The organism is Streptomyces cellostaticus (assembly GCF_001513965.1).
In the GTDB taxonomy this organism is placed as follows: Bacteria; Actinomycetota; Actinomycetes; order Streptomycetales; family Streptomycetaceae; genus Streptomyces; species Streptomyces cellostaticus.
Window position 1 is genome coordinate 287,340 of sequence record NZ_KQ948022.1, and the last position, 15,097, is coordinate 302,436.

Below are 15,097 nucleotides of genomic sequence, written 5' to 3' on the forward strand. Positions count from 1 at the left end.
CAGGCGGTCACGGGCTGCTGCCCCGCCGCGGCCGCGGCGGGATCCGCCGTGTAGAAGACGGACTTGCCCTGCTTGCTGCGACGGACGTGTCCCTTGGCGACCATGGCCTCCAGGGTGCTGCGCACCACCGTGAGCTTGATGCCGCGGTCCGGATGGGCCCCGATCAGAGCATCGGTGACTTCGAGGGCCGAGCGCGGCTCACCCTCCCGGCTCAGGTGACTGACCACGAGATCGCGCAGAGTCGGACCGTCCCCGCCCTTGAGTGCGTGCGTGGAACGCGCTGCGGGTGCCGCCTTCGTCGCCGACGTCGTCTTCCTGGCGCGGCTCGTCCTCACCTTGCCGGTCTGCGGAACGGGCGCGGCCTGGTGGGGAAGAGAGGCCTTGGCGGTGCCCGCGGACGTCACTTCGCCCACTCCCTCGGCACCGGCGAGTGCTTGCTGCATGGTGACCAGCAGGGCCTGGTCGTGGCGGAGCGTCTCCAGCTTCTCCTGGATCGCGGCCGCCTCGCTGCTGAGCCGCTCCTGTTCCTCGGCGTTGCGCTTCAGGTCTTCTGCCAGCCGGGCGGCGTACAACGGCCTGAGGCTGGTTGTTTCGTCCTGATTCTCGGCCACAGTGACTCTCCCTGAAGTTGTGTGCCGTTGCTTTACTGGATAGTACTCACAACAATTATGGATACCTCGCACGCGTACCCAATCTCCAGTGGCAGGTATGTTCGGAACGTCGACATCCCGTGAACCGGCGCGGTCGGGGCTCGGTCGATGGCGTCAAGGAAGTGACTCAACCCGCAATGACGAGCTCGGCAAGGGCGGCCCACGATGCACGATGACCCGATCCGGACCCGGATCCTCGACGTGGCCGAACAGCTCTTCTACAGCCAGGGCATTCAGGCGGTCGGGATGGACGCGGTGCGTACGGCTGCGGGAGTGACGCTTCGGCGCCTCTACCAGCAGTTCCCCTCCAAGGGTGTACTGGTCGAGGAGTACTTGCTGCGGCGGGATGCCCGATGGCGCAGCGACCTGAAGGAGTACGTCGAGGCGGGGGACACGTCGGCACGGGAACGCGTCCTTGCGGTCTTCGACTGGCTTCACATCTGGTTCGAGCAGCCGGACTTCCGCGGTTGCGCCTTCATCAACTCCTTCGGCGAGCTGGGAGCCACCTCCCCGGAAGTCACCGAAGCCGCACGTCATCACAAAGAGCAGTTCCGGCGCTACGTGGCCGACTTGGTCCGGCGGGCGGGCGCCCCTTCGGAGGTCGCCGACCATGTTGTTCTGCTCGCCGAAGGAGCCATGACCACCGCAGCCATCTCGGGTACCCCTCGGCCCGCCGCCCAGGGCAGAGTGGCTGCGGCGGCTCTGCTCCCATCGGCGCAGGTCGGTTGAGCAACACTCAGGCTGCCCGGCAGAGCAACTCGAAGGCCGCGCTGATCTGAGGCAGGTGTTCCCGTCCCCGGCGCGTGGCCAGGTATATCGAATTGCTCACGGGAGTCACCGGCGTGTGCAGCACACTCAGTCTGCCGGCGTCCAGGGCCTCCTGTGCGAGATAGCGGGGGACGACGCCGAGGCCGGTGCCGGAGGCGACGGCAGCCACCACGGTCCGAAGATCGGCCACCGTCAGGCCCGGTGCCGGCGGCTGAATGCCCCAGCACACGCGGAAGTAGCGCCGGGCCATGGGCATGGCGGGGGAGTAACCGATGAAGCGACGGGTGTCGTTCTCCGGCGTATACGGCGCCTCTCCGGCCCGGCCCACCAGTACGAACTCTTCGTCGCACAGATGCCTGAGGTGAAGCTGTCTGGTGGGCGCCTGCTCGATCTTGGTCACGGCGACGAGGTCCAACTCGTCGTGCAGCAGCACCTGGGCGAGCTCCGGCGACAAGCCGATGCGGCAGTGCACGTCGACGCCGCGCGCCAGCAGCGGGGCCAGCTTGGGCAGGACATGGACCGATAGCAGGTCGCTCGGTGCCCCCAGCAGTACGGGGGTGTTGGTGCCGGTGGGAGCCAGCGCGTCGACCGCGTCTTCCAGGGCGTCCAGGTGAGTGGCGATCTGGGCGGCGAGGAGGTCCCCGGCCTGGGTCGGCGCGACTCCGCGCCCCAGCCGGTCGAAGAGGGTCCGCCCCATCACTCCTTCCAGCGCCTTCAGATGACGCGAGACGGCGGGCTGGGACAGCCCGAGCAGACCTGCGGCTTTGGCAACGCCTCCACATCGGTAGACGCACAGGAAGGTGCGGAGCATGCCGAGATCTGCTCCATGTTTCATGGCCGGAACCCTTCAGTGAGAACCAACGTTCTCATAAGGTAGCAGCATCTGGTGTGCACGCCTGCGCTCCGGCCCGGTTGAGTCAACGTCCGTGCTTGACACGCCAACAAGGTGACTACAGACTGCCGTCCGTAAGCCGAAGAGAATTTCACCAGGCGGACAGCGTCGGTTGGTGCATGCGTCGAACGTTCACTCAGTCAGGCTCGCCGGGGTCGGGATGATGAGACTTGACTGACTGCGCCTGGGACTCATCTACAGCCCCGCCGAGCGCACGGCGCAAGAACTGGGAGAGGCCACCGAGTGACCGACGCATTTCCGCCGCGGCCGTGGCATCTGGCAGGTGACATGTTCGTCGCTGCCTGGCGGGTGAGGGCAAGAACACTACCGGCATGGCCTGTGCCCGCCGGTGTGCAGCCGCTGCGGGCGGGTGAGTGGTGCAGTGTCATGACGTGCTGGGTCGACTTTCGACAAGCCGGCGACTCGGTCGGGCGTGAACTGCTCGTGCTGCTGCGGGTGCGTGGCGACGGCTCCTCGGGCCTGTGTCTGGTCGAGGCGTGGGGAGACAACGCGCAGTCGCTGACGGGCGGCCGGGCCCTCTGGGGCGTTCCGGAGCAGCCCGGGGACCTGTTGCTGGTCGGCAGCACGCTGACGGCGCACGGCGGCCGCGGCAGTATGGGACGAGCCGGTGTCCGTGCTCGGCTGTGGCCCGGAACTCCCGACGAGGACAACGCGGACGAGGGTGTGTTCGGGATCCACCACGAAAGGCTGCGCATGCCCGGACGCCGTCGCCTGCGCACCCGACTGCTGCAACAGCCCTCTGGGGACAGCCGCGAGACGGCACACCGGGTTCCGGTGGAGTTGGAAGGCCAGGTGAGGCTGGCCCAGACCCGGCTCACGGTCGCGCCCGGCGGCCCGCTGGACTACCTGGCCCGACGACGGCCGCTGGCGGCGTTCTCACTTCGGGACTTTCACGGCGTCATCGGCGCACTCTCCTCACCGGACACGGGGTGAGCAACGGGCCTTGCCTGCCGCCGTCAGTCGGCGAGATTGACGGCCGCGACGGCCTTGCCGCGCGCGTCGCGCAGGGGGTGGATGCTGACGCTCATGACCTGCTGGGTGGCGGAGCGGGCCAGGTAGCGCACCTCCGCTCCGTCGAGAACGGCGACGGAGGCGGACTCGTGGACGGGGGCGGCGAGTTCGGCCAGATGCGGATGTGCGTTGTCGGCTGCTCGGGTACGACAGACCGGCGACCTGAGCTGCCTCGTTGAGTGTGAGGCCGCCGCGAGCGCCTCTGAGGGCGGTGAGCACGGTGAGGCCGCGAGCCAGAGCCTGGAGGAACCAGTGTCCCGGTTCAGTCTTGGCGCAGGGAACCGACAGGGCGACCAGTCCCGGGGCGTCGTTGTGATCGTCCAGCGCCCAGCCCTGCTCGGCCGCGTCGGAGAGCCAGGCGGCGAAGCCTGCCTCCGCGGCCTCCTGCCCGAGAGGGTCACCGACCCGGAACCCGAGGGGAATCACGCGGTCCGGGGGAATCGCGCGAGCGACGTGCTCTGGCCGACGACACCCCCTACGGGCTGACCGCCGGCGTCATCACCGAAGCCCTGGCTGCCGGTCTCGACGTGGCTGCGTCTGCGCACCGGAATCGTCCACATCAACGACCCGTCCATCGCCGGCGAACCTCAAGCCCCACCCGTCCGAGGCCGGGGCGCTGTGGCGTGCCCCGGCCTCTGCGAAGGGACCGGCGGTCAGAGCAGGAGATCTACGGGAAGTTGATGGTGGCGTCGGTGGAAATGGACACCACCACGGAACCTGCGGTGTCGGCGGTGAAGGTGTCGACCGCGGCGATCCGGGAACCCCAGCGCTCGACGAGTTCGGTCTGCGTGGCCTTGGCGACGCGGTCGATCCAGACCTTCTGTGCGGCCCAGACGTTCGCGGACTCGACCTCGGAGACGGCCTCGGTGAAGGGGATCGCTCCCATGTTCTTCTTCGTGGTGTTCCAGAAGTCGACGAAGAAGTCCCGCGACTGCTTGACGTCGGCTCGCGTGCCGGTGCGGTAGACGTGACCGCCGACGTACGTATCGAAGTCGAGTTCCAGAATGGCGTTGTGGGCGAGGAGAATGCCGGGCAGGTAGTCCGCGTTGCCCCAGCCGCGATAGGGGGCCCAACCCGGCATGACGACGTCGGTCATGGCCACGAGTCGCTGGTTGGGGAAGTGGGTGAGGATGTTTCCGGACTCGTGGTTCGAGCCCGGGTAGATCAGGTGGATCTCCTCGCCTCCGATGTGCAGGACATTGTGCTTTCCGTGGAGGACCCGCTGAGGCATCGGCCGCGCGGGGTCCTTGTGCAGGGCGAGAATGGTGGCGCAGTCGGCGTGCGCGATACGGATGGCTTCCGGGAATTCGGTCACCGCGCCCACGTGATCCAGATGGGAATGGCTGTAGATGAAGTGAGTCACCGGCTTGTCGGTCACGGAGGCGATGGCCTCCTTGAGGATGCCACGGGAAGCGGGCGGTGCGTCGACCAGTACGACGCCGTCGCGGGTCACCACGAAGACGGACTGCACGAAGCCGGTGATGACGACGTAGCCGTTCTTTCCGGCGCGCTGCAACCGGTAGCCCTTTCCGTTGTCCGGCAGCGGCTTCGCGTCCGCGGGCAGCGGCAGGAATCCCGGCGCCTCGGCGGCGGGACCGGAATGCGTCCCGGCGGTCTTCGGCGGCTGGTTCCCGTCGCTGACCGTGTCGGCTCTGGCGCCGCCGGGGGTGAAGGCGAGAGCTCCGGCGCCGACGACGGCGGCGGCACTGCCGCCGCGGATTATGGAACGACGGTTGATCATGGCTGTCCTTTTTCCGATGCGGTGAGGTCATTGACCGGCCGAGATCAACGCTACGAGTTACTTGAAGTTTCATCAAGTTGGTTGAATGGGTAACTTTAATGTCACCTGGTCACTCTCAAGTGACCAGGTGGGAATTGAATGACCGTCATGGAATTCATGAAGACGCGGTTGCCCGAATGCGTCAGGCCTGCGTGGGCAGCTGCTGTTCGGTCCAGATGACTTTTCCGTCGGCTGTGTAGCGAGTGCCCCAGCGGTCCGCGAACTGGGCCACCAGGAACAGGCCGCGGCCGCCCTCGTCCATGGTGGTGGCCCGGCGCAGGTGCGGGGAGACGCTGCTGCCGTCGGACACTTCGCAGATGAGGCTGCGGTCGCGGATCAGGCGCACGCTGATGGGGCCGGTCGCGTACCGGATGGCGTTGGTGACCAGCTCACTGAGGATCAGTTCCAGGGTGAACGCCTCCTCGTCCAGACCCCAGTCGTTCAGCAGCCTGCCGGCGCAAGCGCGCACGCCGGCCACGGCCGAGGGCTCGGTGGGTACGTTCCAGACCGCGGTACGGTCGCCGTCGAGCAGCCGGGTGCGAGCGATCACCAGGGCCACGTCGTCGCGCGGTGCGGTCGGCAGCAGTGCGTCCATCACGGCCCCGCACATCTGGTCCGGTGACCGTCCGGCGTGTGCGATGGCGCAGCGCAGCTGCTCTATCCCCTCGTCGATGTCACGTTGCCGGTCCTCGATCAGGCCGTCGGTGTACAGCACGATGCTGCTGCCCTCGGGCAGACGTACCTCTGCCTTCTCATAGGGCAGTCCGCCCAGCCCCAGTGGGGGACCGGCCGGTACCCCGGCCAGCTCGGCGTGGCCGTGCGGGTCCACGACGAGGGGTTCGAGGTGGCCGGCTCTGGCCATGGTGCACAGGCCCGAAACCGGGTCGTAGATCGCGTACAGGCACGTGGCGCCTGTGAGCGTCGGGGTTTCGCTGTTGTCCCTGTCCCGGTCCTGGTCGATGCGGGTGACGAGTTCGTCCAGGTACCAGAGCAGTTCATCGGGCGGCAGATCGAGCGTGGAGAAGTTGTGGACCGCGGTGCGCAGTTGCCCCATGGTGGCGGCGGCGTGCAGACCATGCCCCACGACATCGCCCACCACGATGGCGACACGGGCTCCCGGCAGGGGGATGACGTCGAACCAGTCGCCGCCCACACCGCCGAGCCCTGCCTCGGCGGGCAGATAGCGGTGGGCCACCTCGACGGCGCTCTGCTCGGGGAGCGCGTGCGGCAGCAGGCTGCGCTGCAGCGTGACGGCCATGGCGTGCTCCCGGGTGAAACGACGGGCGTTGTCGATGCTCACCGCGGCCCGGGCGACCAGTTCCTCCGCCACGGAGAGGTCCTCCTGGGCGAAAGGTGTGGGCTCCTTGGAGCGCCAGAAGGTAGCCACGCCGAGAATCACTCCGCGTGCCCGCAGCGGAGCCGCGATCATGGAGTGAATGCCGTAGGCCACCAGCCTGCGGGCCCGGTCGGGGGCCTGGGCCTGCCAGCCGGAGAACGCGGCCATGTCGGCCTCCAGCACCATCCGCCCGGAACCGAATCCGGAGGCCTGCGGTGTGGAGGGATCGAAAGGGATGAGTTGACCGGGCGGATACAGCGGTGAGTCCCCGCGGATGCCGTGCAGTGCGACACGACGCAGCTCCGTCATGTTCACCAGGTTCGGTTCCTCACCACGCAGTACGGCATCGGCCAGGTCGACGGTGACGTAGTCGGCGAACCTGGGTACGGCCAGCTCGGCCAGTTCCTCGGCCGTGCGTCTCACGTTGAGCGTGGTGCCGATGCGTATCCCGGCGTCGTACAGCAGCTTGAGTCGTTCCTGGGCCACCTCCACGCGCCCCATGAGCACGCTGAGCTCCGTTGTGTCACGCAGGGTAGCGACCGAGCCTCCCGGTCCGGGCTGCTGCGCCATGGGGCGTTGACTGATCGCCAGCAGCCGGTCGCCGACCTGGATCACCTGGTCGGTGGCCGGGGTGCCGGACAGCAGCAGCTGTTCGGCCCTCGGCTCGAGTCCCAGGCCGCTGACGGGCCGGCCCTCGCCGTCGGCTTCGAGCCCCAGCAGGCGTCGTGCTTCGTCATTGGCCAGGAGCAGCCGGCCCTGGGCGTCGATGATCAGAACACCTTCCCGCACCGCGTGCAGAACGGCATCGTGGTGCTCGTACATGCGGGTCATCTGCGTCGGGCCGAGACCGTGTGTCTGACGGCGCAGCCGCCTGCTGATCAGTGCGCTTCCCGCGGTGGCCGCCGAGAGCACCACACCGGTCGCCGCCAGGACGAGCGGTACCTGCCGGTCGGCGGCCACAGTCACCTGGTTGACCCGGATGCCCGCGGACACCAGCCCGATGACCTTCCCCTGGGGTGTGGTCACGGGGACGACGGTCCGCACCGAGCGGCCCAGAGTCCCCGTGGTGGTCTCGGTGACGATTCCGCCGTGCTGTGCCGCCGCGATGTCGCCGATGTAGTGCTGGCCGATCCGCGCCGGATTCGGATGGGTGTAGCGGATGCCCTCGGGGCTCATCACCACGACGAAGTCCACGTTGGAGCGTTTGCGGGTCTCCTCGGCCTGCGGCTGCAGTGCGGCGGTGGGGTTCGGGTCGGCCAGGGCCTGCTGCACGGAGGGGGATGAGGCGACGGCCGTGGCCACGGCCAGGGTGCGGTTGCGGGCCTCGCGCTCGGCGTCGGTCCGGGACTGCAGCAGCAAGGCGGCGACCGCCGCCGCCACGAGGACCAGAATGATGAAGACCTGCAGGATGAAGACCTGGCCGGCGACGGTGCGTGGCCCATGCCAGGACCGCAGACGCCCGCGCTGCCGGTCCATAATCCCCATCTAACCTCGGCGCGAACGCCCCATCATCCCGAAACGGCGGGTCGTTCCTCCCCTTCACATCGCGCGCCCGCGCGTGCGCACCGAGCGAGGGTGACGGCGGTGCGGACCGGTTCAGCCGGATCGCCGACCGAACGGCGGTCGTCCACGGTGTCTGGCGCCCTGATCGCACGCGCTGCCCTTCGACGGTCGGTGCGGCCCTGTGGCGTCACCGGCCTTCGGCGACAGCGTTTGTCGATGAGTCCGGGAGGCGGTCGCCCTGGAAGATCCGGTCGAGGTGGTGGTCCAGGACGGTGGCGGCCGACTCCGGGCTGCGCTGCCCGACGAGGATGCTGGTGCCCAGTCCGGCAGACATGGCCAGCAGGCTGACGGCTTCCAACTCCACGTCCACACCAGGCTGAACGAGATCGCTCTCCCTGGCCTGCCGGAGGAGTTCGGCCAGGGCGCTCTCGGCGGCATCGGGGTTCTTGATGAAGGGCTGGGCGGCCAGCGCCCGGTCGGTGACCGACAGCACGGCGTACGAGGTGTACACGAGGTGGAAGGTGCGGCTCTCCTCGTCCGTCGGCAACGCGGCCGTCAGCATGGCCTCGATCATCGCGCGCGGTCCCGGACGGTGGCCGGCGGCCCGGACCCGGGCGATGGCCCGCTCCTCGAATCTGCGCGCCAGGTGCTCCAGCCCGTAGAGCAGCAGCTTCTCCTTGGTTTCGAAGTAGTACTGCACCAGCCGCAGTGACACGCCTGCCTCCGCGGCCACGTCACGCATCCCCACGGCATGCAGTCCGCGTCGCGCCGCCACCCGGAGGAGAGCCTCGGCGATCTCGGTACGGCGCTCCGCATGGTCCACACGTTTGGGCATCGACCGTTCCTCCGCTCGCTGTTTCCACTGGTCGGGCCCGCCCAGCGCCTTGATGATACAGCCGTACCAACAACGTGATACGTTCGTACCACAAAGAATCCGCACCCGGAGGTGACCGTGTCCCAGACCGTGCCCCGCCCCCAGGCCGATGTCGGCCGATACGTGAGCGATGCCTGGCGTGACCGCTACTTCGCGGCCTGCGACGGGGTCTACGCCCTGGGAGCGACCGCTCTCACGGAAACGGACGTGGAGACCTCCTTCGGCACCACCCACGTCTACCGGTACGGCCCCGCGGATCCGGCCGCCCAGTCCCGCACCCCCGTCCTCCTGGTGCACGGAGCGGGCTCCTGCTCCGCCATGTGGTACCCCAACACCCCTGCCCTCAGCGCCGACCGCCCGGTCTACGCCGTCGACACCCCCGGCGATCCCGGACGCAGCATCCAGCGCGAGCCCATCCACCAGCCCGAACGCGCCGCACAGTGGCTGGACGAGACGCTGGCCGGCCTCGGGCTCGATCGCGTACACCTGGTCGGCGCCTCCTACGGCGGATGGCTCGCCCTGAACCAGGCACACCGCAGGCCCGAACGCCTCGCCTCGGTCACCCTCCTCGACCCCGGCGGCCTGGAGAAAGTGGGCTTGCGCTTCTTCGTCTGGATCTTCGCCAGCCTCTTCGCGACCTTCGCTCCCAAGGCGCTGCGCCCACGACTGGCAGCCTGGCTCGAACAGCCGGTGCTCATCATGCCGGAGCTGCGCACCATGATCAGGCTGGGCGTGCGCGCCTACCGCATCCGCCGCCCCGCCCCCCTGCCCCTGTCCGAGGACGAACTGTCCGCCATCCACACCCCGCTCTATCTGGTGCTCGGCAAGCGAAGCCTCCTCGTACACCCGCAGCGGCAGGTCGAGCGCGTCCCACGCCTGATACCGGGCGCCCGCGCCGAGATCGTCTCCCATACCGGCCACGGACCCGGGATCGACCACGCGGACGAGATCAACCGCCGGATGCTGAGCTTCATGGACTCGACCGACTGACACCTGCCGAACCCGCGACCCGGCGCGGGACGGGAGGCTCCCGGTCCGGATCCTCGTGGGGTGTCACCGCGACTTGTTCCTCACCTCGGGTGAAACACCCGGGCAGGCCGGGGCGGTGTGCCGAGCCCTGCCCGAGGGGTCGGCATAGTGACGGGTCCCGCACCGGACTCGCAGGAGGACACCCATGCTCGACACCCACTTCCGCACCGGCTCACCCATCTGGATCGACCTCGGCAGCCCGGACACGGAAGCGGCCGCCGCCTTCTACGGCGCCGTCTTCGGCTGGCGGTTCGTGTCCGCGGGACCGGAGGCGGGCGGGTACGGCTTCTTCCAGAAGGACGGCAAGACGGTCGCCGCCCTCGGACCGCTGACCGAGGAAGGGGCCCGGTCGGCCTGGACGACGTACTTCCGCAGCGACGACATCGATGATGCCGCCCGTCAGGTGGTCGCCGACGGCGGCAGCGTGCGCGTCGAGCCCATGAGTGTGGGTGAGGGACGGCTGGCCCAGTTCACCGACCCCCAAGGCGCCCAGTTCGCCGTCCTGCAGTCCGCGATGGGTCTGCAGAAGGCGTCCGAGGACGACACGCTGGTGTGGGTGGAACTGCACGCAGCTGACCCGGAGGCGGCCATCCGCTTCTACCACGGGCTGTTCGGCTGGCGCTCACAGGAGATGCAGGCGCCCGGCATGACGTACCGGGTCCTCAGCATCGCGTACGGCGACCAGCAGCAGGGTTCCTTCGGCGGCGTGGCCCAGTTGCAGGGCGAGCAGGACGAGGCGCGCTGGGTGCCGTACTTCGCGGTGGCGGATGCCGATGCCGTCGTTACGGCGGTGCAGGACAACGGTGGGACGGTGCGCATGCCGGCCGCGGACGTGCCCGATGTCGGACGCATCGCCTGGCTGGAGGACCCGGGCGAGGCGGTGTTCGCCGTACTGAAGCCGAATCCCCGTCAGGACTGATCGCCGCCGGGACGGCGGGCTGCTCAGCCAAGCCGATGTGCCATTCCTGATGAGCCGTCAGTGGAGGTCGTGCACACCGAGACGCGGGTGGTCGATGTCTCGGTCGCCCCTGTCGATGTCATCGGCGTGTCACGTCAGGTGCCCCGGCCAGTGTCTATCCTGAGCCTCATGCCTCGGTGCGCGCATGCCCGGCACCGAGAGCGCAGAGCGGCCTCACCGACGACGGCCGCAGGGGGAAGGATGTCTGATGGACTGGTTCTGGTGGGTGCTGATCCTCTTCTGGACGGGGGGCTTCGCCTGGGTCGCCGACAACGTCCGTACTGCGTTGCGGAACCGGCATGAGCGGAAGCTGGAACTGATGGACGCGGCGAAGCAGGAACGTCTCGCCGTCGAAGCGGCCCACCAAGCACCGGAACCCATCTGCGGGTGCACACACCACCTGGCCAAGCATGACAAGCAAGGCCGCTGCCATGAACGCGTAGAGGTCCCGACGGCCTGGGACGAGAACAAGAAGCCGCTTCGCTACGAGGCCGGGCCATGCAACTGCCAGCAGTACGTCGGCCCGCAGCCACTGTCCCAGGTGTACGCCGAAGACCTGACGGACCGCATCTGATGCCGTTACCCCGGACGGGATCAGTGCCGGTCTCCCCGGCCCGGACCAGGCCGGTCTCGTAGGCGATGACGACGAGTTGGGCGCGGTCGCGGGCACCCAGTTCGGCCATGGCGCGGTTGGCGTGGGTCTTGGCGGTCGCGGCAGTGACGAAGAGCCGTTCGGCGATCTCGTCATGGGACAGGCCGGTGGCCACCAGGATCATCACCTCGCGTTCGCGCGGCGTCAGAGGGCTGGGCGAGGAAGCGGGCGATCAGTCCCTTGGTCGCCGCAGGGGAGAGCAGGGCCTCGTCCGCCGCGACGGCCCGGATGGCGTCGAGGAGCTGGACCGGCTCGACGTCCTTGCCGAGGAACCCGCTCGCACCGGCCCGCAGTGCCTCGACGACGAACTCGTCCACCTCGAACGGGGTGAGGACCGACGACCTCCATGTCCGGCTGCGCGTCGATGAGCAGCCGGAACGTGCCGCGCAGCAGGGCCTGGTCGTCGGCGAGCAGGACGCGCATGGTCATCGAGGGCCTTTCGGGGCAGGGATGTCAGTCAGGGGCCGGGGCGAGAGCGAGGGGGAGTTCGGCCAGGATACGGAAGCCGCCCTCGGGCCGGGGCCCGGCGGTCACGGTGCCGCCGATGGCGGCGGCGCGTTCGCGCATGCCGATCAGGCGGTGCCCGGTACCGGGGCCCTGGTCGGCTCCGGGACGCCCGTCGTCCGTCACCGTGACGCGCAGTGACTCGGTGCCGTAGTCCAGAGTGATGTCGGCCCGTGTCGCGGACGCGTGTTTGTGGGTGTTGGTCGGCAAGCCGGTGCCGGTGGCACCAGTGGGCGAGAGGGGACATCGACGGGCCTTTCCGGGTGCGTCACACGGTCGTCGTGCCGGCCACTGCGGCACCCGGCCACGCTCGCAGCCCGCGGATCTCTCGTCGTCGGGCGCCCGTAGACACTTGCGTCTACTGCGATCGCAGTAGACGCGAGGAGAGAGGCCCGACCGGACGCCTCGGCCTTGCCGAACGCCGAACCGGGCGTGGGACAGAGCGGCTGTGACGGCGCTCCTAGTACCCGTGCGGAGGCCGGTTCGGGTCTGCCTGCTGCACGCGGGCGGCGAAGTTCGAGCCCGACTGGTTGACGTGATAGTGGTCGCGCACGTAGTTGACCGTCGCGCACATGTCGGCGACCACGTCGTAGGGTGTGGTCGCCGTGCCCGCCTGGTGGAACGAGGCGAAGGTGGTGGGAATGCACTGGGTGGCACCACGGGAGCAGTTCTGCCGGTGCCCGTCGGCGACAATGGGGCCTCGTGCGTTGGAATCCGTGTCGTTCACCCGGAACTTGGGGTGGTTGTAGGCGGACTCCCGTCGGGTGATGGTGACCAGCGCCGGGACGCCGAACTTCGGGTCCATGCCTGTCAGGCGGCACGCCGTGCCGGCGTACCGCCGCATCGCGGCCTCCCCGACTTCGTCGCCGGGGTCGTGGTACGTGACCTGACCGAGGGTGAGCCTGCCGGGACGGGCCGCGGGTGCGGCGCCGGTGCAGTCGACGCTGAAGCCGCCGTGACGGCCGAGCGCGGTGAGTGAGGCGCAGCCGGGGATGCCGTCGGCGTCCGCTCCTTTGAAGCCCTGGGCGAGTTGTTCGGCGCGGTAGGCGGCCTTGGTCTGTTCGCCGAAGGTGCCGGTGGCTCCGTCCGGAATCTTGCGGCCCCGTGCGATCAGGGCTTTTTGTACGGTGCGTACGTCCTCGTTGGTCTTGCCGAACCGGACGTTGGACAGAGCGACCATGGTGGCTCGCTTCCTCTCTTCCGTCCCGTGACGTCTCAACCACCGGGCGGCGGGACCGGCTTGGTCCAGTCGGGGTCGGCCCATCGCCCCGGCTCCTGCAGATCGGCCAGATGCGGACGGTACCCGCGATCCCGCTCCCGCCGCAGCCTGACGCTGGCGTGCAGCACGGCGTCGTCGGGCGGGCGACGCGAGCGCCGGCCCGCAAGGATCCAGAAGGGGCCGTTGTCGTGGACCGGAGCCCCGGCGAACTCCTCGGTGAGCGCACAGGTCGTGCCGTAGGCCTGAGGCCGGAACACCAGGTCCTGGGTGACACCGTCGATGACCCACTTCAGCGGGATCGTGGAGAGCAGGGGCGCGCCCTCGGCATGGGCGAAGGTGCCGCCGACATCCGAGTGCACCCCGGCGAACCAGACCTCCTCGGCGGTGCCCTGACGCGGCGCAGGGCGGGGCGTCACCAGGAACTCGTGGTAGGGGCGGCGGGTCTCGTCGAGCGACACGGCATGCCGGATGCGGGCCGCGTTCGGCAACTGGTGGGTGTACGGCCACCGCAGATTGCCCATGCGCAGCAGGCCGGCCGCCTTCACGGTGTCCCAGACGCCGAGGTAGGCCACCGGCAGGGCGTGGTGCGAGACCTGCCGTGGGTTGTTCTGCTTGACGTCCGCCCACAGCGGTTCGTTCTCGGTGCGCCGGCAGAACGCGTGCGAGAACCGGGCTATCTCCTGCTCGCTCCTGTCGATGTCCTGGTTGAAGGCGTACTTCGCCACGGCGTACGGCACCAGGTTCTCCGAGCCCGGACGCATGAGGCCGGGCTTGTTGAGCATTCCGACGAGCGCGCGGGCGGTATAGGCGCCACGGCTGAATCCGAACACATAGACCAGGTCGCCCGGCTGCCAGTGCCGTATGAGGTACGTGTACGCCTCGGCGAGGTTGGTCCGCAGTCCGCTGCCGAAGGCGAGGCCCCACAGGCGGGAGAGCCGGCGGCCGAGCGGTCCGTGGGCGGTGGCCGACGACATGGTCCCGACGCCGGGGTCGTAGTAGACGAGCTGGCGGTCCGGATCGTCCGCGTCCAGCATCTCCATCAGTCTGACCACGTTGGTGGGGTGGCTCGCGCCCACCTGGTTGCCCGTCCCGTCGAGGCAGACGACGATCGCACGAGGCATACCCGCGCTCCCTTCTAGCCGGAGCCGGAGCCGGAGCCGGAGCCACGGCGGCCGTGCCGTGACGCGTCGGCCGACAGCGGACCGGAGGCGGTGTGCCGGCCCGGGGTGATCTGCCGGGAGAAGGCCTGCAGGGCGACCGGGCTGTTCGCCGGCAGGACGGCCATCAGGCCACGGTCCTGCGCCTCCGCGATCGTCGCGGAGGCGTCGCTGCCCTCGGGGGCGAAGGCCAGGCGGACGTGCCCGTCGCCGGAGCCGCGGCGGTCCACCGGAGTGACGGCGCCGTGGGTGCCGTCGGGCAGGGTCACCCACAGCTGGAAGTCGTCGTATCGGACGAAGTCCGCGCCCTTCACCGGCCAGGGGTAGTGGTGTTCACCGGGAACCTTGGGAAGGATCCCCTGGTGGTTCCCGCGGCTCAGCGGCACGCACGCGTTGAACAGGGAGTCGGTCCAGGCCTCGACCCCGTCGGCGTCCTTGATCGGTGTGCGCAGCAGTTCCTCGGCGCGGTCGTAGCCCAGTTCCGCCAGGGCGGGCAGGGTGCGTGGGAAGGCGTCGACCAACTCGGCGGCCTCCTGGCGGAGCCGGTCGACCTTCGCGGGGTCGGCGCAGAACTGCATGCTCCACTCGATGCCGACCCGGGCGCGGTACATCAGCCAGCCGTGGGAGCCCATGACCCACAGGCTGCCGCCGTGGTGCATCTCCCAGTGCTCGGCGCCCCCCTGCCCCGGATCGACAGGCCGCGGCCCGTAGGGCAGGTCGGCGTCGTTCATCTTGCGAAGGAT

At 69.1% G+C, this 15,097-nt stretch carries 14 protein-coding genes and 2 pseudogenes; 5 read left to right on the forward strand and 11 right to left on the reverse strand.

What is annotated here, in order from left to right:
• A partial coding sequence (locus tag AQI88_RS17965; protein WP_066999812.1) for a hypothetical protein occupies nucleotides 1-611 on the reverse strand: 611 nt, incomplete at its 3' end.
• A 204-nt stretch (nucleotides 612-815) separates the two neighbouring features.
• Here AQI88_RS17965 and AQI88_RS17970 point away from each other — a divergent pair.
• A complete protein-coding gene (locus AQI88_RS17970; RefSeq protein WP_066999813.1) occupies nucleotides 816-1,379 on the forward strand; it encodes a TetR/AcrR family transcriptional regulator in 564 nt (187 codons plus the stop codon).
• 7 nt (nucleotides 1,380-1,386) lie between these two features.
• On the opposite strand, the gene AQI88_RS17975 is transcribed toward AQI88_RS17970, so the two are convergent.
• On the reverse strand, nucleotides 1,387-2,253 hold the full coding sequence (locus tag AQI88_RS17975; RefSeq protein ID WP_066999815.1) for a LysR family transcriptional regulator: 867 nt from the start codon (nucleotides 2,251-2,253) through the stop codon (nucleotides 1,387-1,389).
• 444 nt (nucleotides 2,254-2,697) lie between these two features.
• On the opposite strand from AQI88_RS17975, the gene AQI88_RS17980 reads away from it, so the two are divergent.
• Entirely contained in the window at nucleotides 2,698-3,264 is a 567-nt protein-coding gene (locus AQI88_RS17980; protein WP_066999818.1) for an acetoacetate decarboxylase family protein, read from the forward strand.
• Nucleotides 3,265-3,495: 231 nt separating this feature from the next.
• On the opposite strand, the pseudogene AQI88_RS49090 reads toward AQI88_RS17980, so the two are convergent.
• The 4 genes and pseudogenes from AQI88_RS49090 to AQI88_RS17995 all read right to left on the reverse strand — a co-directional run.
• Nucleotides 3,496-3,768, reverse strand: a pseudogene (locus AQI88_RS49090) (hypothetical protein); the annotation flags it as partial.
• Nucleotides 3,769-4,009: 241 nt separating this feature from the next.
• Complete coding sequence (locus AQI88_RS17985) at nucleotides 4,010-5,083, reverse strand: MBL fold metallo-hydrolase (protein WP_066999821.1); 1,074 nt, start codon at nucleotides 5,081-5,083, stop codon at nucleotides 4,010-4,012.
• A gap of 181 nt (nucleotides 5,084-5,264) precedes the next feature.
• The gene (locus AQI88_RS17990; RefSeq protein WP_066999823.1) at nucleotides 5,265-7,934 is read right to left on the reverse strand and encodes a SpoIIE family protein phosphatase; all 2,670 of its coding nucleotides are present in this window, start codon (nucleotides 7,932-7,934) and stop codon (nucleotides 5,265-5,267) included.
• A gap of 214 nt (nucleotides 7,935-8,148) precedes the next feature.
• A complete protein-coding gene (locus AQI88_RS17995) occupies nucleotides 8,149-8,796 on the reverse strand; it encodes a TetR/AcrR family transcriptional regulator (protein WP_066999826.1) in 648 nt (215 codons plus the stop codon).
• A 111-nt stretch (nucleotides 8,797-8,907) separates the two neighbouring features.
• Here AQI88_RS17995 and AQI88_RS18000 point away from each other — a divergent pair, with 111 nt between their 5' ends.
• The 3 genes from AQI88_RS18000 (at nucleotide 8,908) to AQI88_RS18010 (ending at nucleotide 11,396) form a co-directional block, all read left to right on the forward strand.
• The gene (locus AQI88_RS18000) at nucleotides 8,908-9,825 is read left to right on the forward strand and encodes an alpha/beta fold hydrolase (RefSeq protein WP_066999829.1); all 918 of its coding nucleotides are present in this window, start codon (nucleotides 8,908-8,910) and stop codon (nucleotides 9,823-9,825) included.
• Between the two features lie 184 nt (nucleotides 9,826-10,009).
• Complete coding sequence (locus AQI88_RS18005) at nucleotides 10,010-10,783, forward strand: VOC family protein (protein ID WP_066999832.1); 774 nt, start codon at nucleotides 10,010-10,012, stop codon at nucleotides 10,781-10,783.
• A 247-nt stretch (nucleotides 10,784-11,030) separates the two neighbouring features.
• Nucleotides 11,031-11,396 (forward strand): hypothetical protein, encoded by a 366-nt coding sequence (locus tag AQI88_RS18010; protein ID WP_066999835.1) that lies wholly within the window; start codon nucleotides 11,031-11,033, stop codon nucleotides 11,394-11,396.
• A 40-nt stretch (nucleotides 11,397-11,436) separates the two neighbouring features.
• On the opposite strand, the pseudogene AQI88_RS43195 reads toward AQI88_RS18010, so the two are convergent.
• The 5 genes and pseudogenes from AQI88_RS43195 to AQI88_RS18035 form a co-directional block, all read right to left on the reverse strand.
• Nucleotides 11,437-11,903, reverse strand: a pseudogene (locus AQI88_RS43195) (response regulator transcription factor); the annotation flags it as partial.
• Between the two features lie 24 nt (nucleotides 11,904-11,927).
• Complete coding sequence (locus tag AQI88_RS18020) at nucleotides 11,928-12,188, reverse strand: sensor histidine kinase (RefSeq protein WP_066999841.1); 261 nt, start codon at nucleotides 12,186-12,188, stop codon at nucleotides 11,928-11,930.
• 250 nt (nucleotides 12,189-12,438) lie between these two features.
• Nucleotides 12,439-13,158 carry a peptidoglycan-binding protein gene (locus tag AQI88_RS43200; RefSeq protein WP_079057635.1) on the reverse strand — a complete coding sequence of 240 codons (720 nt, stop codon included), beginning with the start codon at nucleotides 13,156-13,158 and terminating at the stop codon, nucleotides 12,439-12,441.
• Between the two features lie 35 nt (nucleotides 13,159-13,193).
• Nucleotides 13,194-14,318, reverse strand: coding sequence for a DUF2235 domain-containing protein (locus AQI88_RS18030; RefSeq protein ID WP_066999844.1), 1,125 nt, complete (start codon nucleotides 14,316-14,318; stop codon nucleotides 13,194-13,196).
• A 14-nt stretch (nucleotides 14,319-14,332) separates the two neighbouring features.
• On the reverse strand, nucleotides 14,333-15,097 hold a 765-nt coding region (locus AQI88_RS18035), incomplete at its 5' end, for a DUF6424 family protein (protein ID WP_079057636.1).